Annotated in this window: 11 protein-coding genes; 10 read left to right on the top strand and 1 reads right to left on the bottom strand. The window is 71.0% G+C overall.

The features are described from left to right. Window positions 1-3: 3 nt before the first annotated feature. Complete coding sequence (locus tag BKA16_RS18575; RefSeq protein WP_183372065.1) at window positions 4-777, bottom strand: class I SAM-dependent methyltransferase; 774 nt, start codon at window positions 775-777, stop codon at window positions 4-6. A gap of 197 nt (window positions 778-974) precedes the next feature. Between BKA16_RS18575 and BKA16_RS18570 the strand changes: the two genes are divergently transcribed. The 10 genes from BKA16_RS18570 to BKA16_RS18525 all read left to right on the top strand — a co-directional run bounded on the left by BKA16_RS18570 (window position 975) and on the right by BKA16_RS18525 (window position 14,363). After that, entirely contained in the window at window positions 975-1,760 is a 786-nt protein-coding gene (locus BKA16_RS18570; protein WP_183372064.1) for an electron transfer flavoprotein subunit beta/FixA family protein, read from the top strand. A gap of 49 nt (window positions 1,761-1,809) precedes the next feature. Further along, window positions 1,810-2,766 carry an electron transfer flavoprotein subunit alpha/FixB family protein gene (locus BKA16_RS18565; protein ID WP_183372063.1) on the top strand — a complete coding sequence of 319 codons (957 nt, stop codon included), beginning with the start codon at window positions 1,810-1,812 and terminating at the stop codon, window positions 2,764-2,766. Window positions 2,767-2,899: 133 nt separating this feature from the next. Next, window positions 2,900-3,706: a GNAT family N-acetyltransferase gene (locus tag BKA16_RS18560; protein WP_183372062.1), complete on the top strand. Its 807-nt coding sequence runs from the start codon at window positions 2,900-2,902 to the stop codon at window positions 3,704-3,706. A 14-nt stretch (window positions 3,707-3,720) separates the two neighbouring features. Next, complete coding sequence (locus BKA16_RS18555; protein ID WP_183372061.1) at window positions 3,721-4,650, top strand: lysophospholipid acyltransferase family protein; 930 nt, start codon at window positions 3,721-3,723, stop codon at window positions 4,648-4,650. Beyond that, window positions 4,602-6,032 carry an MFS transporter gene (locus tag BKA16_RS18550; RefSeq protein WP_183372060.1) on the top strand — a complete coding sequence of 477 codons (1,431 nt, stop codon included), beginning with the start codon at window positions 4,602-4,604 and terminating at the stop codon, window positions 6,030-6,032. The genes BKA16_RS18555 and BKA16_RS18550 overlap by 49 nt, the downstream gene beginning before the upstream one ends. Next, window positions 6,029-9,541 carry a BTAD domain-containing putative transcriptional regulator gene (locus tag BKA16_RS18545; RefSeq protein WP_183372059.1) on the top strand — a complete coding sequence of 1,171 codons (3,513 nt, stop codon included), beginning with the start codon at window positions 6,029-6,031 and terminating at the stop codon, window positions 9,539-9,541. Before BKA16_RS18550 ends, BKA16_RS18545 begins: the two co-directional genes overlap by 4 nt. 61 nt (window positions 9,542-9,602) lie before the next feature. Then, window positions 9,603-10,976, top strand: a complete 1,374-nt coding sequence (locus BKA16_RS18540) for an FAD-binding oxidoreductase (protein WP_183372058.1) — start codon at window positions 9,603-9,605, stop codon at window positions 10,974-10,976. 40 nt (window positions 10,977-11,016) lie between these two features. Further along, on the top strand, window positions 11,017-12,234 hold the full coding sequence (locus BKA16_RS18535) for a cysteine desulfurase family protein (RefSeq protein ID WP_183372057.1): 1,218 nt from the start codon (window positions 11,017-11,019) through the stop codon (window positions 12,232-12,234). Between the two features lie 3 nt (window positions 12,235-12,237). Next, a complete protein-coding gene (gene mnmA / locus BKA16_RS18530) occupies window positions 12,238-13,341 on the top strand; it encodes a tRNA 2-thiouridine(34) synthase MnmA (protein ID WP_183372056.1) in 1,104 nt (367 codons plus the stop codon). Continuing rightward, window positions 13,338-14,363, top strand: a complete 1,026-nt coding sequence (locus BKA16_RS18525; RefSeq protein ID WP_343067511.1) for a uroporphyrinogen decarboxylase/cobalamine-independent methonine synthase family protein — start codon at window positions 13,338-13,340, stop codon at window positions 14,361-14,363. Before mnmA ends, BKA16_RS18525 begins: the two co-directional genes overlap by 4 nt. Window positions 14,364-14,392 lie beyond the last annotated feature (29 nt).

The following is a 14,392-nucleotide window of genomic DNA, read 5'->3' as shown; positions in this document are numbered from 1 at the left end:
ACTCTAGTAGCGCGCGGCGACGGCCAGCAGGTCCAGACTGGCGTCGATGTCGGAGTCGGTCGAGCGCAGGATCTCGAAGTCGTCGACGGTGATGCTCGCGACGTCGGCGACGAGATCCTCGGGCCATTCCTGTCCGGCCAACGCGCGGTCGATCTGGGCGTCGATGATCGAGCCGCCCCATTTGGCGTCCAGTTCGCGCAGACGCGGTCCGTGGTGGACGCCCAGCATCGCACTGATGTCGAAGCCGTCGTCGGAGAGCAGTTCGGTCAGTTCGCTGGCCGAGAGTTCACGGGTGTGGAACGGATTCAGCGGTGTGTCGCGGCCGGGGGAGAACGTGATGCGGTTGGGGGTGCTCATGAGGAGCTCGCCGCCGCCGCGAAGCACTCGGTGGCATTCGCGGACGAACTCGCTCTGATCCCACAGGTGCTCGATCACCTGGAAGTTGACCACCGTGTCGACGGATGCGTCGTCGAGCGGCAAGTCGATCAGATTCCCTTGGTGCACAGCCAGTTCCGGATACACGCGTCGTGTGTGCTCGACCGCTTGGACGTCGTAGTCGACGCAGGTCACCGAGCGGGCCGCACGGGCGATCATCGCCGCGCCGTAGCCTTCGCCCGACCCGGCTTCGAGCACGTCCAGCCCGCCGCAGCGTCGTACGATGAACTCGTAGGCCACCTCGTGTCGTCGAAACCAGTAGTTCTCGGCGGGGATGCCCGGAACGGTGCGCTCGCCGGTGAGGGCGAGCTGATCGGCGGACTGGGGTTCGCTCATTCGCATGAGCGTAGTGGACACCGGTCGCGCGTCTTCAACCGCCGACGGCGCGGGCCCGCCGGATCGGCATGAGTCGTGCGGGAGCGACCTATGAGAGACGCCACGTTCTCTAGCGCGGTGTTCAGCCGCTACAGTGAAATATGACCCAGGGCCTTACCGGCCGGTAAGTTGCCGAACCCGACGCAGGAGGTCGACGAAGACCCATGACGAATATTGTCGTTCTGATCAAGCAGGTTCCCGACACCTGGTCCGAGCGCAAGCTCGCCGATGGCGACTACACGCTGGACCGTGAAGCCGCTGACGCCGTTCTCGACGAGATCAACGAGCGCGCAGTCGAAGAGGCACTGCAGATCAAGGAGCGCGACGGCGGCGAGGTGACCATCCTCGCCGTTGGTCCCGAGCGCGCCACCGACGCTATCCGTAAGGCGCTCTCGATGGGCGCCGACAAGGCCATCCACATCAAGGACGACCTGATGCACGGCAGCGATGCCGTCCAGACCGCCTATGTGATCGCCAGCGCGCTCGGCACCGTCGAGGGCGTCGAGATGGTCATCGCCGGCAACGAGGCCACCGACGGTCGCGTCGGCGCCGTGCCCGCCATGGTCGCCGAGTACCTGGAGCTCCCGCACCTGACTCACCTGCGCAAGCTGGAGATCGACGGCGAGACCCTGAAGGGCGAGCGCGAGACCGACGAGGGCATCTTCCACGTCGAGGCACAGCTGCCCGCCATCGTCTCGGTCAACGAGAAGATCAACGAGCCGCGCTTCCCGTCCTTCAAGGGCATCATGGCCGCCAAGAAGAAGGAAGTCGCCGTCTTGACGCTCGCCGAGATCGGTGTGGAAGCGGACACCGTGGGTCTGGCCAACGCGGGCAGCACGGTGACTGGCGTGACCCCGAAGGCCGCCAAGACCGCCGGCGAGCGCGTCGCGGACGAGGGCGACGGCGGCGTGAAGGTCGCTGAGTTCCTGGTCGGCCAGAAGATCATCTGAGCCCCGCCCGAAGTATCAGCGACTACCAAAGACATTCAGGAGAAGAATCATGGCTGAAGTACTCGTGCTCGTCGAGCAGGATACCGAGGGTGGACTGAAGAAGGTCACCAGCGAGCTCATCACCGCCGCCCGCGCACTGGGCAGCCCGGCAGCCGTCGTCGTCGGCAAGCCCGGTTCGGCTGCGGGCGTCACCGCCGCACTCGCCGAGGCGGGCGCCGAGAAGATCTACGTCGCCGAGTCGGACGACGTCGCGAACTACCTCGTCTCGCCGAAGGTCGACGTCCTCTCGTCGCTCGCCGAGGCCAACGGCGCCGCGGGCGTCCTCGTCGCCGCGACCGCCGAGGGCAAGGAGATCTCGGGCCGTCTCGCGGTGCGTCTGGGCTCGGGTCTGCTGGCCGACGTCGTCGAGGTCAAGGAAGGCGGCGCAGGCGTCCACTCGATCTTCGGTGGTGCGTTCACCGTCGACGCCCAGGCCGGCGGCGACACCCCGGTCATCTCCGTCCGTCCGGGCGGCGTCGAGGCGGCTCCGGCCGCGGGCGCCGGCGAGGTCGTCGAGGTCGAGGTTCCGGCGCAGGCCGAGAACGGCGTCAAGATCACCGGCTTCGAGGCCAACGTCGGCGGCGACCGCCCCGAGCTCACCGAGGCGTCGATCGTCGTCTCCGGTGGCCGCGGCGTCGGTTCGGCCGAGCAGTTCAGCGTCGTCGAAGCCCTCGCGGACTCGCTCGGTGCAGCCGTCGGCGCATCGCGCGCGGCAGTCGACTCCGGCTACTACCCGGGCCAGTTCCAGGTCGGTCAGACCGGTAAGACCGTCTCGCCGCAGCTGTACATCGCCCTGGGCATCTCGGGCGCCATCCAGCACCGCGCGGGCATGCAGACCTCGAAGACCATCGTCGCCGTCAACAAGGACGAAGAGGCTCCGATCTTCGAGATCAGCGACTTCGGCATCGTCGGCGACCTGTTCAACGTCGCCCCGCAGCTGACCGAAGAGATCAACAAGCGCAAGTGATCATGCGCTGATCTGACGCGACGACACCCGGCCGGGCGCCTCCGGCCGGGTGTCGTCGTCTGTTCACCCCGCGTGTGCGGACACGTCACGCCGTCGTGACCGCCGGGTTCCGTGCATCTCGTTGACTGCAGACATGACAGTGATGAGTTCGGCAAGGCGCACAGTGCTTCTGTCCGGTGGGGACTACGAGGTGTCGATCACCGACCAGCCGTACGACGTTCATGCGGCGCAGCGTCTGCGTTTCGACGTGTTCAACAACGAGCCCGGCTACTCCGACTCGATCGGCGACGCGACGTCGCGCCGCGACGCCGACTCGTTCGACGACTACTGCGAACACCTGCTCGTCCGGCATCTGGCGACCGACGCCCTCGTCGGCTGCGCCCGCGTGCTCCCGCCGCCCCGCGCGATCGCCGCGGGCGGCTGGTACTCGGCGGGCGAGTTCGACCTGGCACAACTCGACCCGATCCGCGGCGAGACCGTCGAGATGGGACGCGCCGTGGTCGATCCGGCACACCGCAGCGGCGCGGTCACCGCGATGCTCTGGGCCGCGCTCCTGGGCTACCTGGAGGACGGCGGCTACCGGTACATGATGGGCTGTGTGTCGGTGCCGCTCGACTCGCCGATCGGCCGAGGCCGTGAACTGCGCGGCATCCGCGACCTGGCGCGCGAATCCTACCGCGCCGAGTGGGAGGTCTTCCCGCACATCGGCGTCGAGGTCGACGGCAAGGGGCTCGACGAACTGGAACCGCCGGAGAAGCTGCGACTGCCCGCCCTGCTGCGCGGCTACACCCGCCTCGGCTCGCGGGTCTGCGGCGAACCGGCCTTCGACGCGGTCTTCGACGTCGGCGACTTCTTCACCGTGCTCGACCGGACCCGCGGTGAGGCGAGATACGTCGATCGGCTCCGCGGCGCCATGGCCCGGCTCAAGAGCGCGGACTGACGGCGGTGGCTCCGATGGCGACCAACCCGTGGGTGCCGGTCAGCCCGTGCGGTGCGCATTGCGTCCCGGACACCCCGCGGGTCTCCCGCCTGCGGGTGTGGACTCGGCTCGCCGCGTTCGGCACGTTCGCGGTCCTGGTGCTCGCGCTCGGTGTCGCGACGATGGCGATGCCGCGCCGGGCACGTCACCGGTACTGGCGACGCAGCGCGCGCATCGCGTTGGCGTCGATGGGGGTGCGCCTGACGATCGAGGACCGGCGCCCCGAGACGGCCCGGCGTCTGCGCGGCGCGCTGATCGTCGCCAATCACATCTCCTTCCTCGACATCGTCGCGGTCGCATCGGTCGCGCCCGCGCGCTTCATCGCCAAACGCGAAGTCCTGCAGATGGCGGGATTCGGCTATGTGGCGAAGCTGTTCGGAGTGCTCTCACACGTTCGGGGAGACCTCGGCCGGCTGCGTCCGCTCGTCGACCGCGTCGCCGGAATCCTCGACCGGGGCCGCAGCGTCGCGGTGTTCCCCGAGGGCACCACCTGGTGCGGCGGGGCGGCCGGACGGTTCCGACCGGCGTTCTTCCAGGCGGCCGTCGACGCCGGCGCGCCGATCGTCCCGATGAGGCTGTCGTACAGCGAGTCCGGTCGTCCGACCACCCTCGCCGGGTTCATCGGCGACGACACGATCGGCACCACGTTCTCCCGGATCGTGTCGGCACGCGAGCTGACGGTCGAGGTCACCGTCTTCGACCTGGTGCTGCCGGTGCCGGATCGACGCCACCTGGCCGACGTCTGCGAGGAGCAGATCGTCGGAGTCCCCGCACCGCACCAAGTGGCTCTCAAGCCCGCTCCAAGCGCATCCGCAGAACCTGTCCTCGACAACGCCGTCGACCGAGGACAGGACCCATGGACACTTCAGAACGACCGAGCGGATTCGACTCCGTCCAACGTGTGACGACGGCGGTGGTCTGCGCGGCCACCGCAATGCTGATGCTCGACATCGCGGTGGTCAACACGGCGCTCCCGGCCATGGCTCGAGAGTTCGACGCCGGAATGGGCGCCCTGAAATGGGTCGTCGACGGTTACACCCTCGCTCTCGCCACGATCGTCCTGAGCGCGGGGGCGTGGTCGGACCGTGTCGGTCGGCGCCGCGTCTTCGTGGTGGGTGCGATCGGTTTCACGGCGGCGTCGGTGCTGTGCGCGGCGTCCGCGGGCATGGGAATGCTCATCGCATCCCGCATCGTGCAGGGCGTCGCGGCCGCGCTGCTGTTCGCGTCGTCGCTGGCCGTGCTCGCGGCGGCGTTCGGCGACCGCAGGCAGCGCACCCGGGCGCTGGCGGCGTACGGCGCCACGATCGGCGCCGCGTTCGCCGTGGGACCGCTGCTGGGCGGGGTCCTGACCGAACTCCTCGACTGGCGGGCGATCTTCCTGATCAACGTCCCGATCGGACTGGCGATCCTCGTCGGTACCCGACGCGTCGAGGAGTCGCGGAGCTCGACACCGCGGCGGGGCGATCACCGCGGACAGGTCGCCGTCGTGGTGGGGCTGGGCGCTCTCGCCTACGGCCTCGTCGAGGCCAACGACCGAGGATGGACCGATCCGGTGACCGTCGCGGCCCTCGGCGCGGCAGCCGCGGCGCTCATCGTGTTCGTGGCGGTCCAGGCGACGGCAGCCGAGCCGATGCTGCCGCTCGGACTGTTCGCCAACCGCGCCTTCGCGGGCGCGCAGATCGCGGTCTTCGCGATATCGGCGTCGATGTTCGCCGTGTTCGTCTACGTGACCGTGTACCTGCAGGGCGTCCTCGGACTCACCCCCATCCAGGCCGGGCTCGTGTATCTGCCGGGCACCGTGGTGATGCTGTTCGTGGCGGGCGCCACCGATCGCTTCCTCGCACAGACGCCGCCGTGGCTGGTCCTGTCGGTCTCACTCATCGCGGTGGCCGCCGGAATGGCGCTGATGACGGTCGGCGGTGTGCATTCGAACGGCACGGCCATGGTGCCGGGATTCATCGTCGCGTGTATCGGCGCGGGCGCCTTCAATCCGGTGATGAGCTCGGTGATCCTCGGTGAGGGAGGCGACGACGACGCCGGGCTCGCGGCCGGGATCAACGACGCCTTCCGCCAGTCGGGCATCGCGCTGGGCGTGGCTGCTCTCGGTGCACTGCTTCCCGCCCGGTCGGTCCTCGCGGGCGGCTCGCCCGACGAGTTCGTCGACGGCCTGCACGTCGCGCTCTGGGCGAGCTGCGGGATCGCCGTGGCGGGCGCGGTGGTCGCCGCGACCTGGATGCGTGCAAACCGGGTGAACTCCGACGTCGCGATACTAGAATCTCCGGCGTGAAGCAGACGCGTGCGCGCGAGTACCTGGTGTTGGGGCCGCTCGTCGTCCGTCGAGGCGACGCCGTGATCGATCCGGGGCCGCCGAAACAGCGGGCCGTACTCGCCGCGCTGCTCCTCGCGCGCGGGGCGGTCGTGTCGACCGGCCGTCTCGAGCAGTCGGTGTGGGGCGACGATCCGCCCGCGGCGGTCGCGACCAGTCTGCAGGCCTACATCTCGAATCTGCGTCGGCTGTTGCGCGCCGACGACGGGTCGTCGCCGATCGAGCGCGTCAGCCCCGGCTATCGGCTGCAGATAGGTTCGGACTTCCTCGACGTCGTCGAACTCGGACAGTGCGTCGCACGGGCGCGCGAGGCCGTCGACGCCCGCGACTGGGACGCCGCACTCGCCGAATCCGCGTGCGCCCTGGACCTCTGGCGCGGCCGGTTGCTGGAGGAGTTCGACGATCAGGAGTGGATCGCGGCCGAGGCCGCGGCCCCCGACGAACTGCGGATGGCCGCCGCCGACGCGCACATCACCGCGCTCCTGGCGCGCGGCGACGTGGCCGAGGCGTTGGGGCGGGCGCAGGCGCTGTGCCGCGACGACCCCCTGCGCGATCGCAGTGTCTGGCTGCACATGGTGGCGCTGTACCGCGACGGCCGGGCAGGTCGCGCGCTCGAGGTGTTCGCCGCGCACACACGCTCGTTGGTCGACGAACTCGGCATCGATCCCGGCGCTCAGCTGCGCGATCTGCAGGCCGCGATCCTGCGGCAGGATCCGGAGCTGTCGGCGTGGCCGCTCGATCCGCGATGGTCCGGTGCCCGCACCGTCGTCTCGCCCGCCCCGGCGGGAGCCGCTCGCAGCGACGCCGGTGACCGGATCGTCGACGCGGCCGTCATCGACGACACGCGGATCATCGGCCGCGAGAACCTGGTCGGGATGCTTCGTGAGCGCGCCGTCGCACCGGGGACCCGGTGGACGGTCCTCATCGGTCCGGCGGGGATCGGGAAGACCAGGCTCGCCGAGGAAGCGGTCCGGCTGGCGGAGGCGGCGGGCGAGCGGGTGGTATGGATCCGCTGCCCCGACGCCGAGGGGGTGCCGGCCTGGTGGCCGCTGCGGCAGCTGTGTCGGGCACTCGAGGTCGACACCGAGCTGCTGTCGGTGCCCGACGGCGCAGACGCCGATGCGGCGCGCTTCGAGGTGTACGAGCGAGTCCAGGATCTGCTCGAGAGCGTCAGCGCGCACACGCCGATCACCGTCGTCGTCGACGACGTCCAGTGGGCGGACGCCATGTCGACCGGCCTTCTCCGCTACCTCGTCCCGGTGCTGCGCGAGTCGGCCGTGCACATCGTCGTGACTCTCCGAGAGGAGGAGGGCGGCGATGCGACCCGACTGCTGTGCGAGACCGTCGCCCGCGACGGCGGCACTCTCGCATCGGTGCCTCAGCTGAGCCGGGACGCGGTCGGCGAACTCGTGCGCGCGGTGTCGTGCGTCGATCCGACCGCGACCGAGACCGACGAGATCGCCGCTCGGACCGGCGGCAATCCGCTGTTCGTCAGCGAATACGCCCGCCTGCCCGCGGAACAGCGCCGCGACACCGTCCCGGCCGCCGTCCGGTCGGTGCTGCGGCGTCGCCTGGCCACGCTCGATCCGACGGTTCGCGAGGTGATCGGCCAGGCCGCGGTGATGGGCGACGACATCGACGTCGAACTGCTCGCCGTGTTGACCGGCCGACGACGCGACGAGGTGGCCGACTGCCTCGACGACGCCGTCGACGAGCGGATCGTCGTCGGGTCGCCCGATCGTGCGGGCCTGGTCTTCGCGCACGCCCTGCTCCGTGACGAGGCGGCGGCGACGTTCGCCCCGCTGCGCCGCTGTCGCATCCACCTGCGGGTGGCGGCCCTGTACGAAGGCCGGACGGATCCCGGGGCGACGGCTCGTCGCGCCGCACACCTGCTCGACGCGCTGCCGGTGGCGCCGGTCGAGGAGGTGGTGGCCGCGTGTCGCGCCGCAGCCGACGATGCGACCCGCCGCTGGGACTCCGAGAGCGCGGCGCACTGGCTGGGTCGGGCTCTGCAGACGCACGAGTCGCTCGCCGGACCCGGCGCCTCGATCGACGACCGCGACGCACTGCTCGTCGGCATGCTGCGCGCGCAGGTGCGGGCGGGGCGGGCTCAGGTGGTGCTCGACACCGTCGAGGAGCGCATCGTCGCCGCTGTGCAGCAGAACAGCGCGGTGACCGTCGGCAGGCTCGCGGGCGTTCTGCTCCGGGCGGGCGGCGGGTGGCCGTGGATCGCACCCGACGCCGCGCCGGGTTCGTTGCACGCGGCCCTCGAATCGGCGCTGAGTCTGGCCGAGCGCGACCGACCGTCCCTGGTCCGGGTCCTCGGCGCCCTCGCCATCGGGCACTGCTACCACCGGGACGCCGGGGTTCCGGCGGGCTACCTCGACCGGGCGGCCGCGATCGCCGTCGACCTGGGCGAACCCGATGTGACGGCCGACGCGCTGCTCGCTCGACTCATCACGTACTCGGGTGTGTCCTCGCACGCCGCCGAACTCATCGAACTCGCCGACGAACTGATCGCGCTGCCGCACGTCGACAGCGCACTCGACCAGGTGATCGCGGGCTCGGTCGTGACGATGGCGGCGATGTGCCTCGGCGACGTCGACGAGACGGGCGCGCGCCTGCGGTCCGCGATCGCGGGCAGCGAACGGATGCGGTTGCCGGTCCTACGCGCACAGCTGCGCTGGATGGAGGCCGCGCTCGCGGTGTGGCACGGCGACTTCCCGACCGCCCAGCAGCACTTCCGCACCGCCCTCGCCGTGCACCGGCAGACCGAGCTGTATGTGGCCGGATCGGGGGCGCTGGCGTTGATGGCCACCGCGAGTCAGCGCGGCATGTTCGACGACGTCGTCGACGATGTCCTCGGGACCGGGGGCGGTGACCGGATGGCCTGGGTGCGCGGCGTCGTCTCGGCGGCGCCCGACGGACCGGTGCCGCGGCTGCTCGCCGCCGGGGTGGCGACCGTCGCCGTCGAGCACGGCGACGAGGATCTGATCCGCGCGATGATCGACGCGTGGGCCGCCGACGATCGTCCGATGCTGTGGACCTCGCTGGCCGAAGCCGTGATCCTGGCCGATCTCGTCGTCGAGCTGCGGCTCGACGAGTACGCGCAGACCTTCGTCGACGTGCTCGCACCGTTCCGCGGGCACATCGCGACGGTCGGTCAGGTCGGCTGTGTCGGCCCCGTCGACCTGGCACTGGCCGGCCTCTACGACATCCTCGGGCAGGAGTGGGAGGTCGCCTCGGCGCTGTTCCGGGCGCGAACGCTGGTGCAGGCGGGCGGCAGCGAACCCGGTCTGCTCCGGTGTCGGCTGTTCGCGGCCGCGCGAGCCGACGCGTCGGCCGAGCGAGACCGCGAGCTGGTGGCGATCGCCGACCGGGCACGAGAACTGGGGATTCCCGCGGTCGCCGACGCCGCTCTGCGAGCCGTGCCAAGCCGACGCCAAGAAGAGGTCAAGCGGCCGGGCTGACGGTTGTCCTCGAGACGGGTGCGCGCCGATGCGCACCGCTCAGACCGGCAGGAGCCGCACGATGACCGCAGCGCACCCCATCGACCGAGCCGACGTCGCCGAACTCCGGGAACGGATTCGCGGCGCGGTGCACCGTCCCGTCGACCACGGCTACCCGACGGTCGGATTCAACGTCGCCGTGGACCGCCGACCATGGGCGGTGATCGACGCCCACGACGCGGGCGACGTGGTCGCGGCGGTCGGCTTCGCCGGCGCGAACGACATGACCGTCGCCGTGCATGCGACCGGCCACGGAGCCGTCACCGTCGACGGCACGTCGCTGCTCGTGCGGACGTCCGGCATGACCGCTATCGAGATCGACCCGCGGGAGCGGACCGCGCGCGTCGGTGCGGGCGTCCGGTGGCAACAGGTGCTCGAGGCCGCCGCACCGCACGGTCTCGCCCCGCTGTGCGGTTCGGCGCCTTCGGTCGGCGTGATCGGCTTCCTCACCGGCGGCGGCATCGGTCCGCTCGTGCGCGCGGTGGGCTGCTCGAGCGACCACGTCCGAGAATTCGAGGTCGTCACCGGTGACGGACGACTCGTCCACGCGTCGCCGTCGGAGAACGCCGAACTGTTCTGGGGACTGCGCGGGGGCAAGGCCACCCTCGGCGTCGTGACCGAGGCGGTGATCGATCTGCTGCCGATCGCGACCCTGTACGCGGGTGCGATGTACTTCGACGCCGCCGACGCCGAGGTCGTGCTGCGCCGGTGGCGAGCCTGGACCGACACACTGCCCGACGACGCGGACACCTCCGTCGCCGTGATGCGGCTGCCCGACCTGCCGGGCGTGCCCGCTCCGCTGGCGGGCCGGACCACGGTCGCGGTGCGCTACGCCGCCCTCACGACACCCGAGCGCGCGGAGGCCGTCCTCGCGCCGATCCGGGCCGCCGCCGACCCGATCCTGGACACCGTCGGAACCATGCCGTACGCGGCGATCGGCGCCGTTCACGCCGACCCGGTCGACCCGATGCCGGTCGTCGAGGGCGGCGTACTGCTGCGCGACCTGTCCGACGGCGTGGTCGACGAGATCCTCCGGCACGCCGGACCCGACGTCCGGACGGGTCTCGCCGTCGTCGAGATCAGGCTGCTCGGCGGCCGTTTCGCGCAGGCGCCCCGAGTCGACAGCGCGGTGTGCCATCGCGACGCCGTCGCCCACCTGTACGCCGTCGGCGTCCTCGCGCCGGAGGCGGCCGACATCGCCGCGGGCCAGGTGTCGGCTCTCGTCGCATCGATGGCCGACTACTCGGACGGTCGACGGCTGCCGAACTTCTCGGCGAGCTCGGATCAGGCGGTGATCGCCGCGTGCTACGACGAGGAGACCCGATCGTGGCTGTCGGCGCTGGCCGTGCGATTCGACCGCCGCGGCGTCCTGCGAGCGGGCCAGGTCGTGCGGTGATTTTCCCGCGGTGACGGCCGCGGCTATCCTGGGACGAGTCATGCCCACGTCTCGCCCCTCGGTCTATCTCGACAACGCCGCGTCCACCGCGCTGGTCCCTGCGGCCGCTCAAGCGATGGCTGCGGCCTGGGCGCTGCCCGGAAACGCGTCGTCGCTGCACGGCTCGGGCCGACGCGCCCGCCGCATCCTGGAGGAGGCGCGCGAGTCGATCGCCCGCGATCTGGGCGCCCGCCCGTCCGAGGTGATCCTCACCGGCGGCGGCACCGAGGCCGACAACCTCGCGGTCAAGGGAATCTACGCTGCGCGTCGTCGCGAGGACGATCGTCGCCGCAAGGTGGTCGTGTCGGCTGTCGAGCATCACGCGGTGCTCGACCCGGCACAGTGGTTGGCCGACGAGGCAGGCGCCGACCTCGTGGTCCTTCCCGTCGACGAGATCGGCCGCGTACGGGTGGACGCGCTGCGCGAACTGCTCGCCCGCGACGCCGACACGGTCGCGGTGATCTCGGTGATGTGGGCCAACAACGAGGTCGGCACGGTGCAGCCGATCAGCGAGATCGCCGCGCTCGCCGCCGAGTACGGGGTGCCCGTCCATTCCGACGCCATCGCCGCGGTGGGCCATCTGCCGGTCGACTTCGCCGCGAGCGGACTCGCGGCGATGAGCATCGCGGGCCACAAGTTCGGCGGACCGCAGGGGGTGGGCGCGCTGCTTCTGCAGCGCGATGTGGCGTGCGTTCCGCTGCTGCACGGCGGCGGTCATGAGCGCGACATTCGGTCGGGAACCCAGGACGTGCCCGCGACGGCGGGCATGGCGGCCGCGCTGCGCGAGGCCGTGGCCTGCCGCGATGAACGCACCGCGTACGTGATCGCGCTTCGCGACCGCCTCGCACGCGTTCTGACGTCGGTCGGTGGCGCGCGCGTCAACGGCGCGCTGGCTCACGAGGACGCCGCACTCCCCGGACTGGTGCACGTGTCGTTCGACGGATGCGAGGGCGATTCGCTGCTCATGCTCCTCGACGCGAAGGGCGTCGAGTGCTCCACCGGATCGGCGTGCACGGCCGGGGTGGCGGCGGCCAGTCACGTCCTGCTCGCGATGGGACTGGACAAGCAGACCGCGCGCGGATCGCTGCGCTTCTCGCTCGAGCACGACAACACAGACGACGAGGTGACCGCCGTGGCACGGGTGATCGAGGAGGTCACCGACCGTGCGCGGACGGCCGGGATGCTGTCGGCGTCCGGGGCACGAACGGGAGGGGAGTAGACGATGCGAGTTCTGGCTGCGATGAGCGGCGGCGTCGATTCGGCGGTGGCCGCGGCGCGCGCCGTCGAGGCGGGACACGATGTGGTCGGCGTGCACCTGGCGCTGTCGACGGCGCCCGGGGCCTTGCGCACCGGTTCGCGCGGGTGCTGCTCACGCGAGGACGCCGACGACGCGAGACGGGCGGCGGACGTCCTCGGCATCCCGTTCTACGTGTGGGACTTCGCCGACCGCTTCAAAGAGGACGTCATCGACGAGTTCGTCGCCGCCTACGCCGCGGGCGAGACCCCCAATCCGTGCCTGTCCTGCAACGAGAAGATCAAGTTCTCGGCGCTCGCCGAGCGTGCGCGCGCCCTCGGTTTCGACGCCCTGGCCACCGGTCACTATGCGCGACTGCGGAACGGTGAGCTGCGACGCGCCGTCGACGGCGACAAGGACCAGTCGTACGTGCTGGCCGTCCTCGACCACGATCAGCTCGGGCGGGCGATGTTCCCCATCGGGGACACTCCCAAACCTCAGATCCGCGAGGAGGCCGAACGCCGGGGTCTGGCCGTGGCGAACAAGCCGGACTCGCACGACATCTGCTTCATCCCGTCCGGCGACACGAGGGCGTTCCTGGGATCGCGGATCGGTGTGCGGCCGGGCGCCGTCGTCGACTCGTCGACGGGGGAGAAGCTGGCCGACCACGACGGTGTGCACGGGTTCACCATCGGGCAGCGCAAGGGGCTGGGCATCGAGGCGCCCGCGGTCGACGGGCAGCCGCGCTACGTCACCGGCATCGACCCCGCCTCGGGCACGGTGACCGTCGGCGGTGCGGCCGATCTCGATGTGACGTCGCTGACCGCGGTCAAGGCGATCTGGACCAGCGGTGTGACGCCCGACGGCCCGGTCGAGTGCACCGTGCAGGTCCGCGCGCACGGTGGCCTCGCACCGGCCGTCGCGACACCGATCGAGGTGGACGGCGCCGCGGCGATGCGCATCGACCTGCGGGCGCCGCTGCGTGGCGTCGCACGCGGTCAGGCCGCGGTGCTGTACGCCTCCGACGAGGCCGCCGGCGACCTGGTTCTGGGGTGCGGCCGGATCGCCGACACCGTCGAGGCGCACGCGTGAGCGAACCCGTCGGGGGCGTACCCGCGGGGCTCGGCACCGGACTCGGGGCGATGCCGGGCCTGGATCCGGCCGAGGCGGTGCGCATCGTCTCCGGGGAGACCGACTTCGCCTTCGTCCCCGAGCTGCCGAACCGCGGGGTGGGCGCCGACCCGGTCGGCCGGGCGGGCGCGATACTGATCGACATGCCGTTCGAGTACGTCCACGAGGTGTATCGGATGACATCGCGGCCGGGGAGGGTGACCCGCCTGGCGCGCGACTTCCTGGCGCGCGACCTGGACGCGCTCGAGGAGCACTGGGACGCCGAAGGCCTGATCGACACCGGCCGTCTGCTCAAGGCGCAGGTGCTGGGGCCGCTGAGCTTCGCGGCCCTCGTCGAACTGCGCAACGGCCACAAGATGGTGCGGGACAGGGGCGCTCGCCTCGATCTCGTCGAGTCGATGGCGGACGGTCTCGTGGACCACGTTCGCGAACTCGAACGACGGCTCGGCGCCCGGGTCGTGGTGCAGCTCGACGAACCCGAACTCGAGGCGATCCTCAACGGCAGCGTCACTCCGCTGACACGACTCGACCCGATCCCACCGGTGCCTGCGCCGATGATCGCCCAATGCCTCGAAGAGATGGCCGCGACCATCGCCCGACCGTTGATCCTGCGAACCGGCGCGCGGCCGCATCCTGAGCTGTGCCGCCTGCTCACCTCGTACTCGGTGACCGTCGACTTCTCCCGTCCGCTGCCCGACGACGAGAAGGACAAGATGGGCGAATATCTCGACTCCGGCGGTGTCGTGATGGCGGGCGTGGTGCCCGTGCGACCACCCGTCGCACCGATCACCGCTGAGCAGATCGCGCAGGGCGTGGCCGCGACCACCGACGAACTCGGCCTGCCGCGCACCGTGCTGCGCGACGGGTTCGTGCTCACTCCGCACTCGGATCTGGCCGACGCATCACCCACCTGGGCCGCCGCGGCCCTGCGCCTGGCCTCGCAGACCGCCGAACTCCTGACACAGGATCCCGACGCGTTGTAGACGGGCGGCTCCGGCCGGAGACGGCGGGC

Source organism: Gordonia humi, from assembly GCF_014197435.1.
GTDB lineage: Bacteria > Actinomycetota > Actinomycetes > Mycobacteriales > Mycobacteriaceae > Gordonia > Gordonia humi.
This window is presented reverse-complemented; position numbering and strand designations above follow the sequence as displayed.

Coding starts and splice junctions, on each gene's coding strand:
- BKA16_RS18575 (WP_183372065.1), bottom strand. CDS start 777: ATGCGAATGAGCGAACCCCAGTCCGCCGATCAGCTCGCCCTCACCGGC.
- BKA16_RS18570 (WP_183372064.1), top strand. CDS start 975: ATGACGAATATTGTCGTTCTGATCAAGCAGGTTCCCGACACCTGGTCC.
- BKA16_RS18565 (WP_183372063.1), top strand. CDS start 1,810: ATGGCTGAAGTACTCGTGCTCGTCGAGCAGGATACCGAGGGTGGACTG.
- BKA16_RS18560 (WP_183372062.1), top strand. CDS start 2,900: ATGACAGTGATGAGTTCGGCAAGGCGCACAGTGCTTCTGTCCGGTGGG.
- BKA16_RS18555 (WP_183372061.1), top strand. CDS start 3,721: ATGGCGACCAACCCGTGGGTGCCGGTCAGCCCGTGCGGTGCGCATTGC.
- BKA16_RS18550 (WP_183372060.1), top strand. CDS start 4,602: ATGGACACTTCAGAACGACCGAGCGGATTCGACTCCGTCCAACGTGTG.
- BKA16_RS18540 (WP_183372058.1), top strand. CDS start 9,603: ATGACCGCAGCGCACCCCATCGACCGAGCCGACGTCGCCGAACTCCGG.
- BKA16_RS18535 (WP_183372057.1), top strand. CDS start 11,017: ATGCCCACGTCTCGCCCCTCGGTCTATCTCGACAACGCCGCGTCCACC.
- mnmA (WP_183372056.1), top strand. CDS start 12,238: ATGCGAGTTCTGGCTGCGATGAGCGGCGGCGTCGATTCGGCGGTGGCC.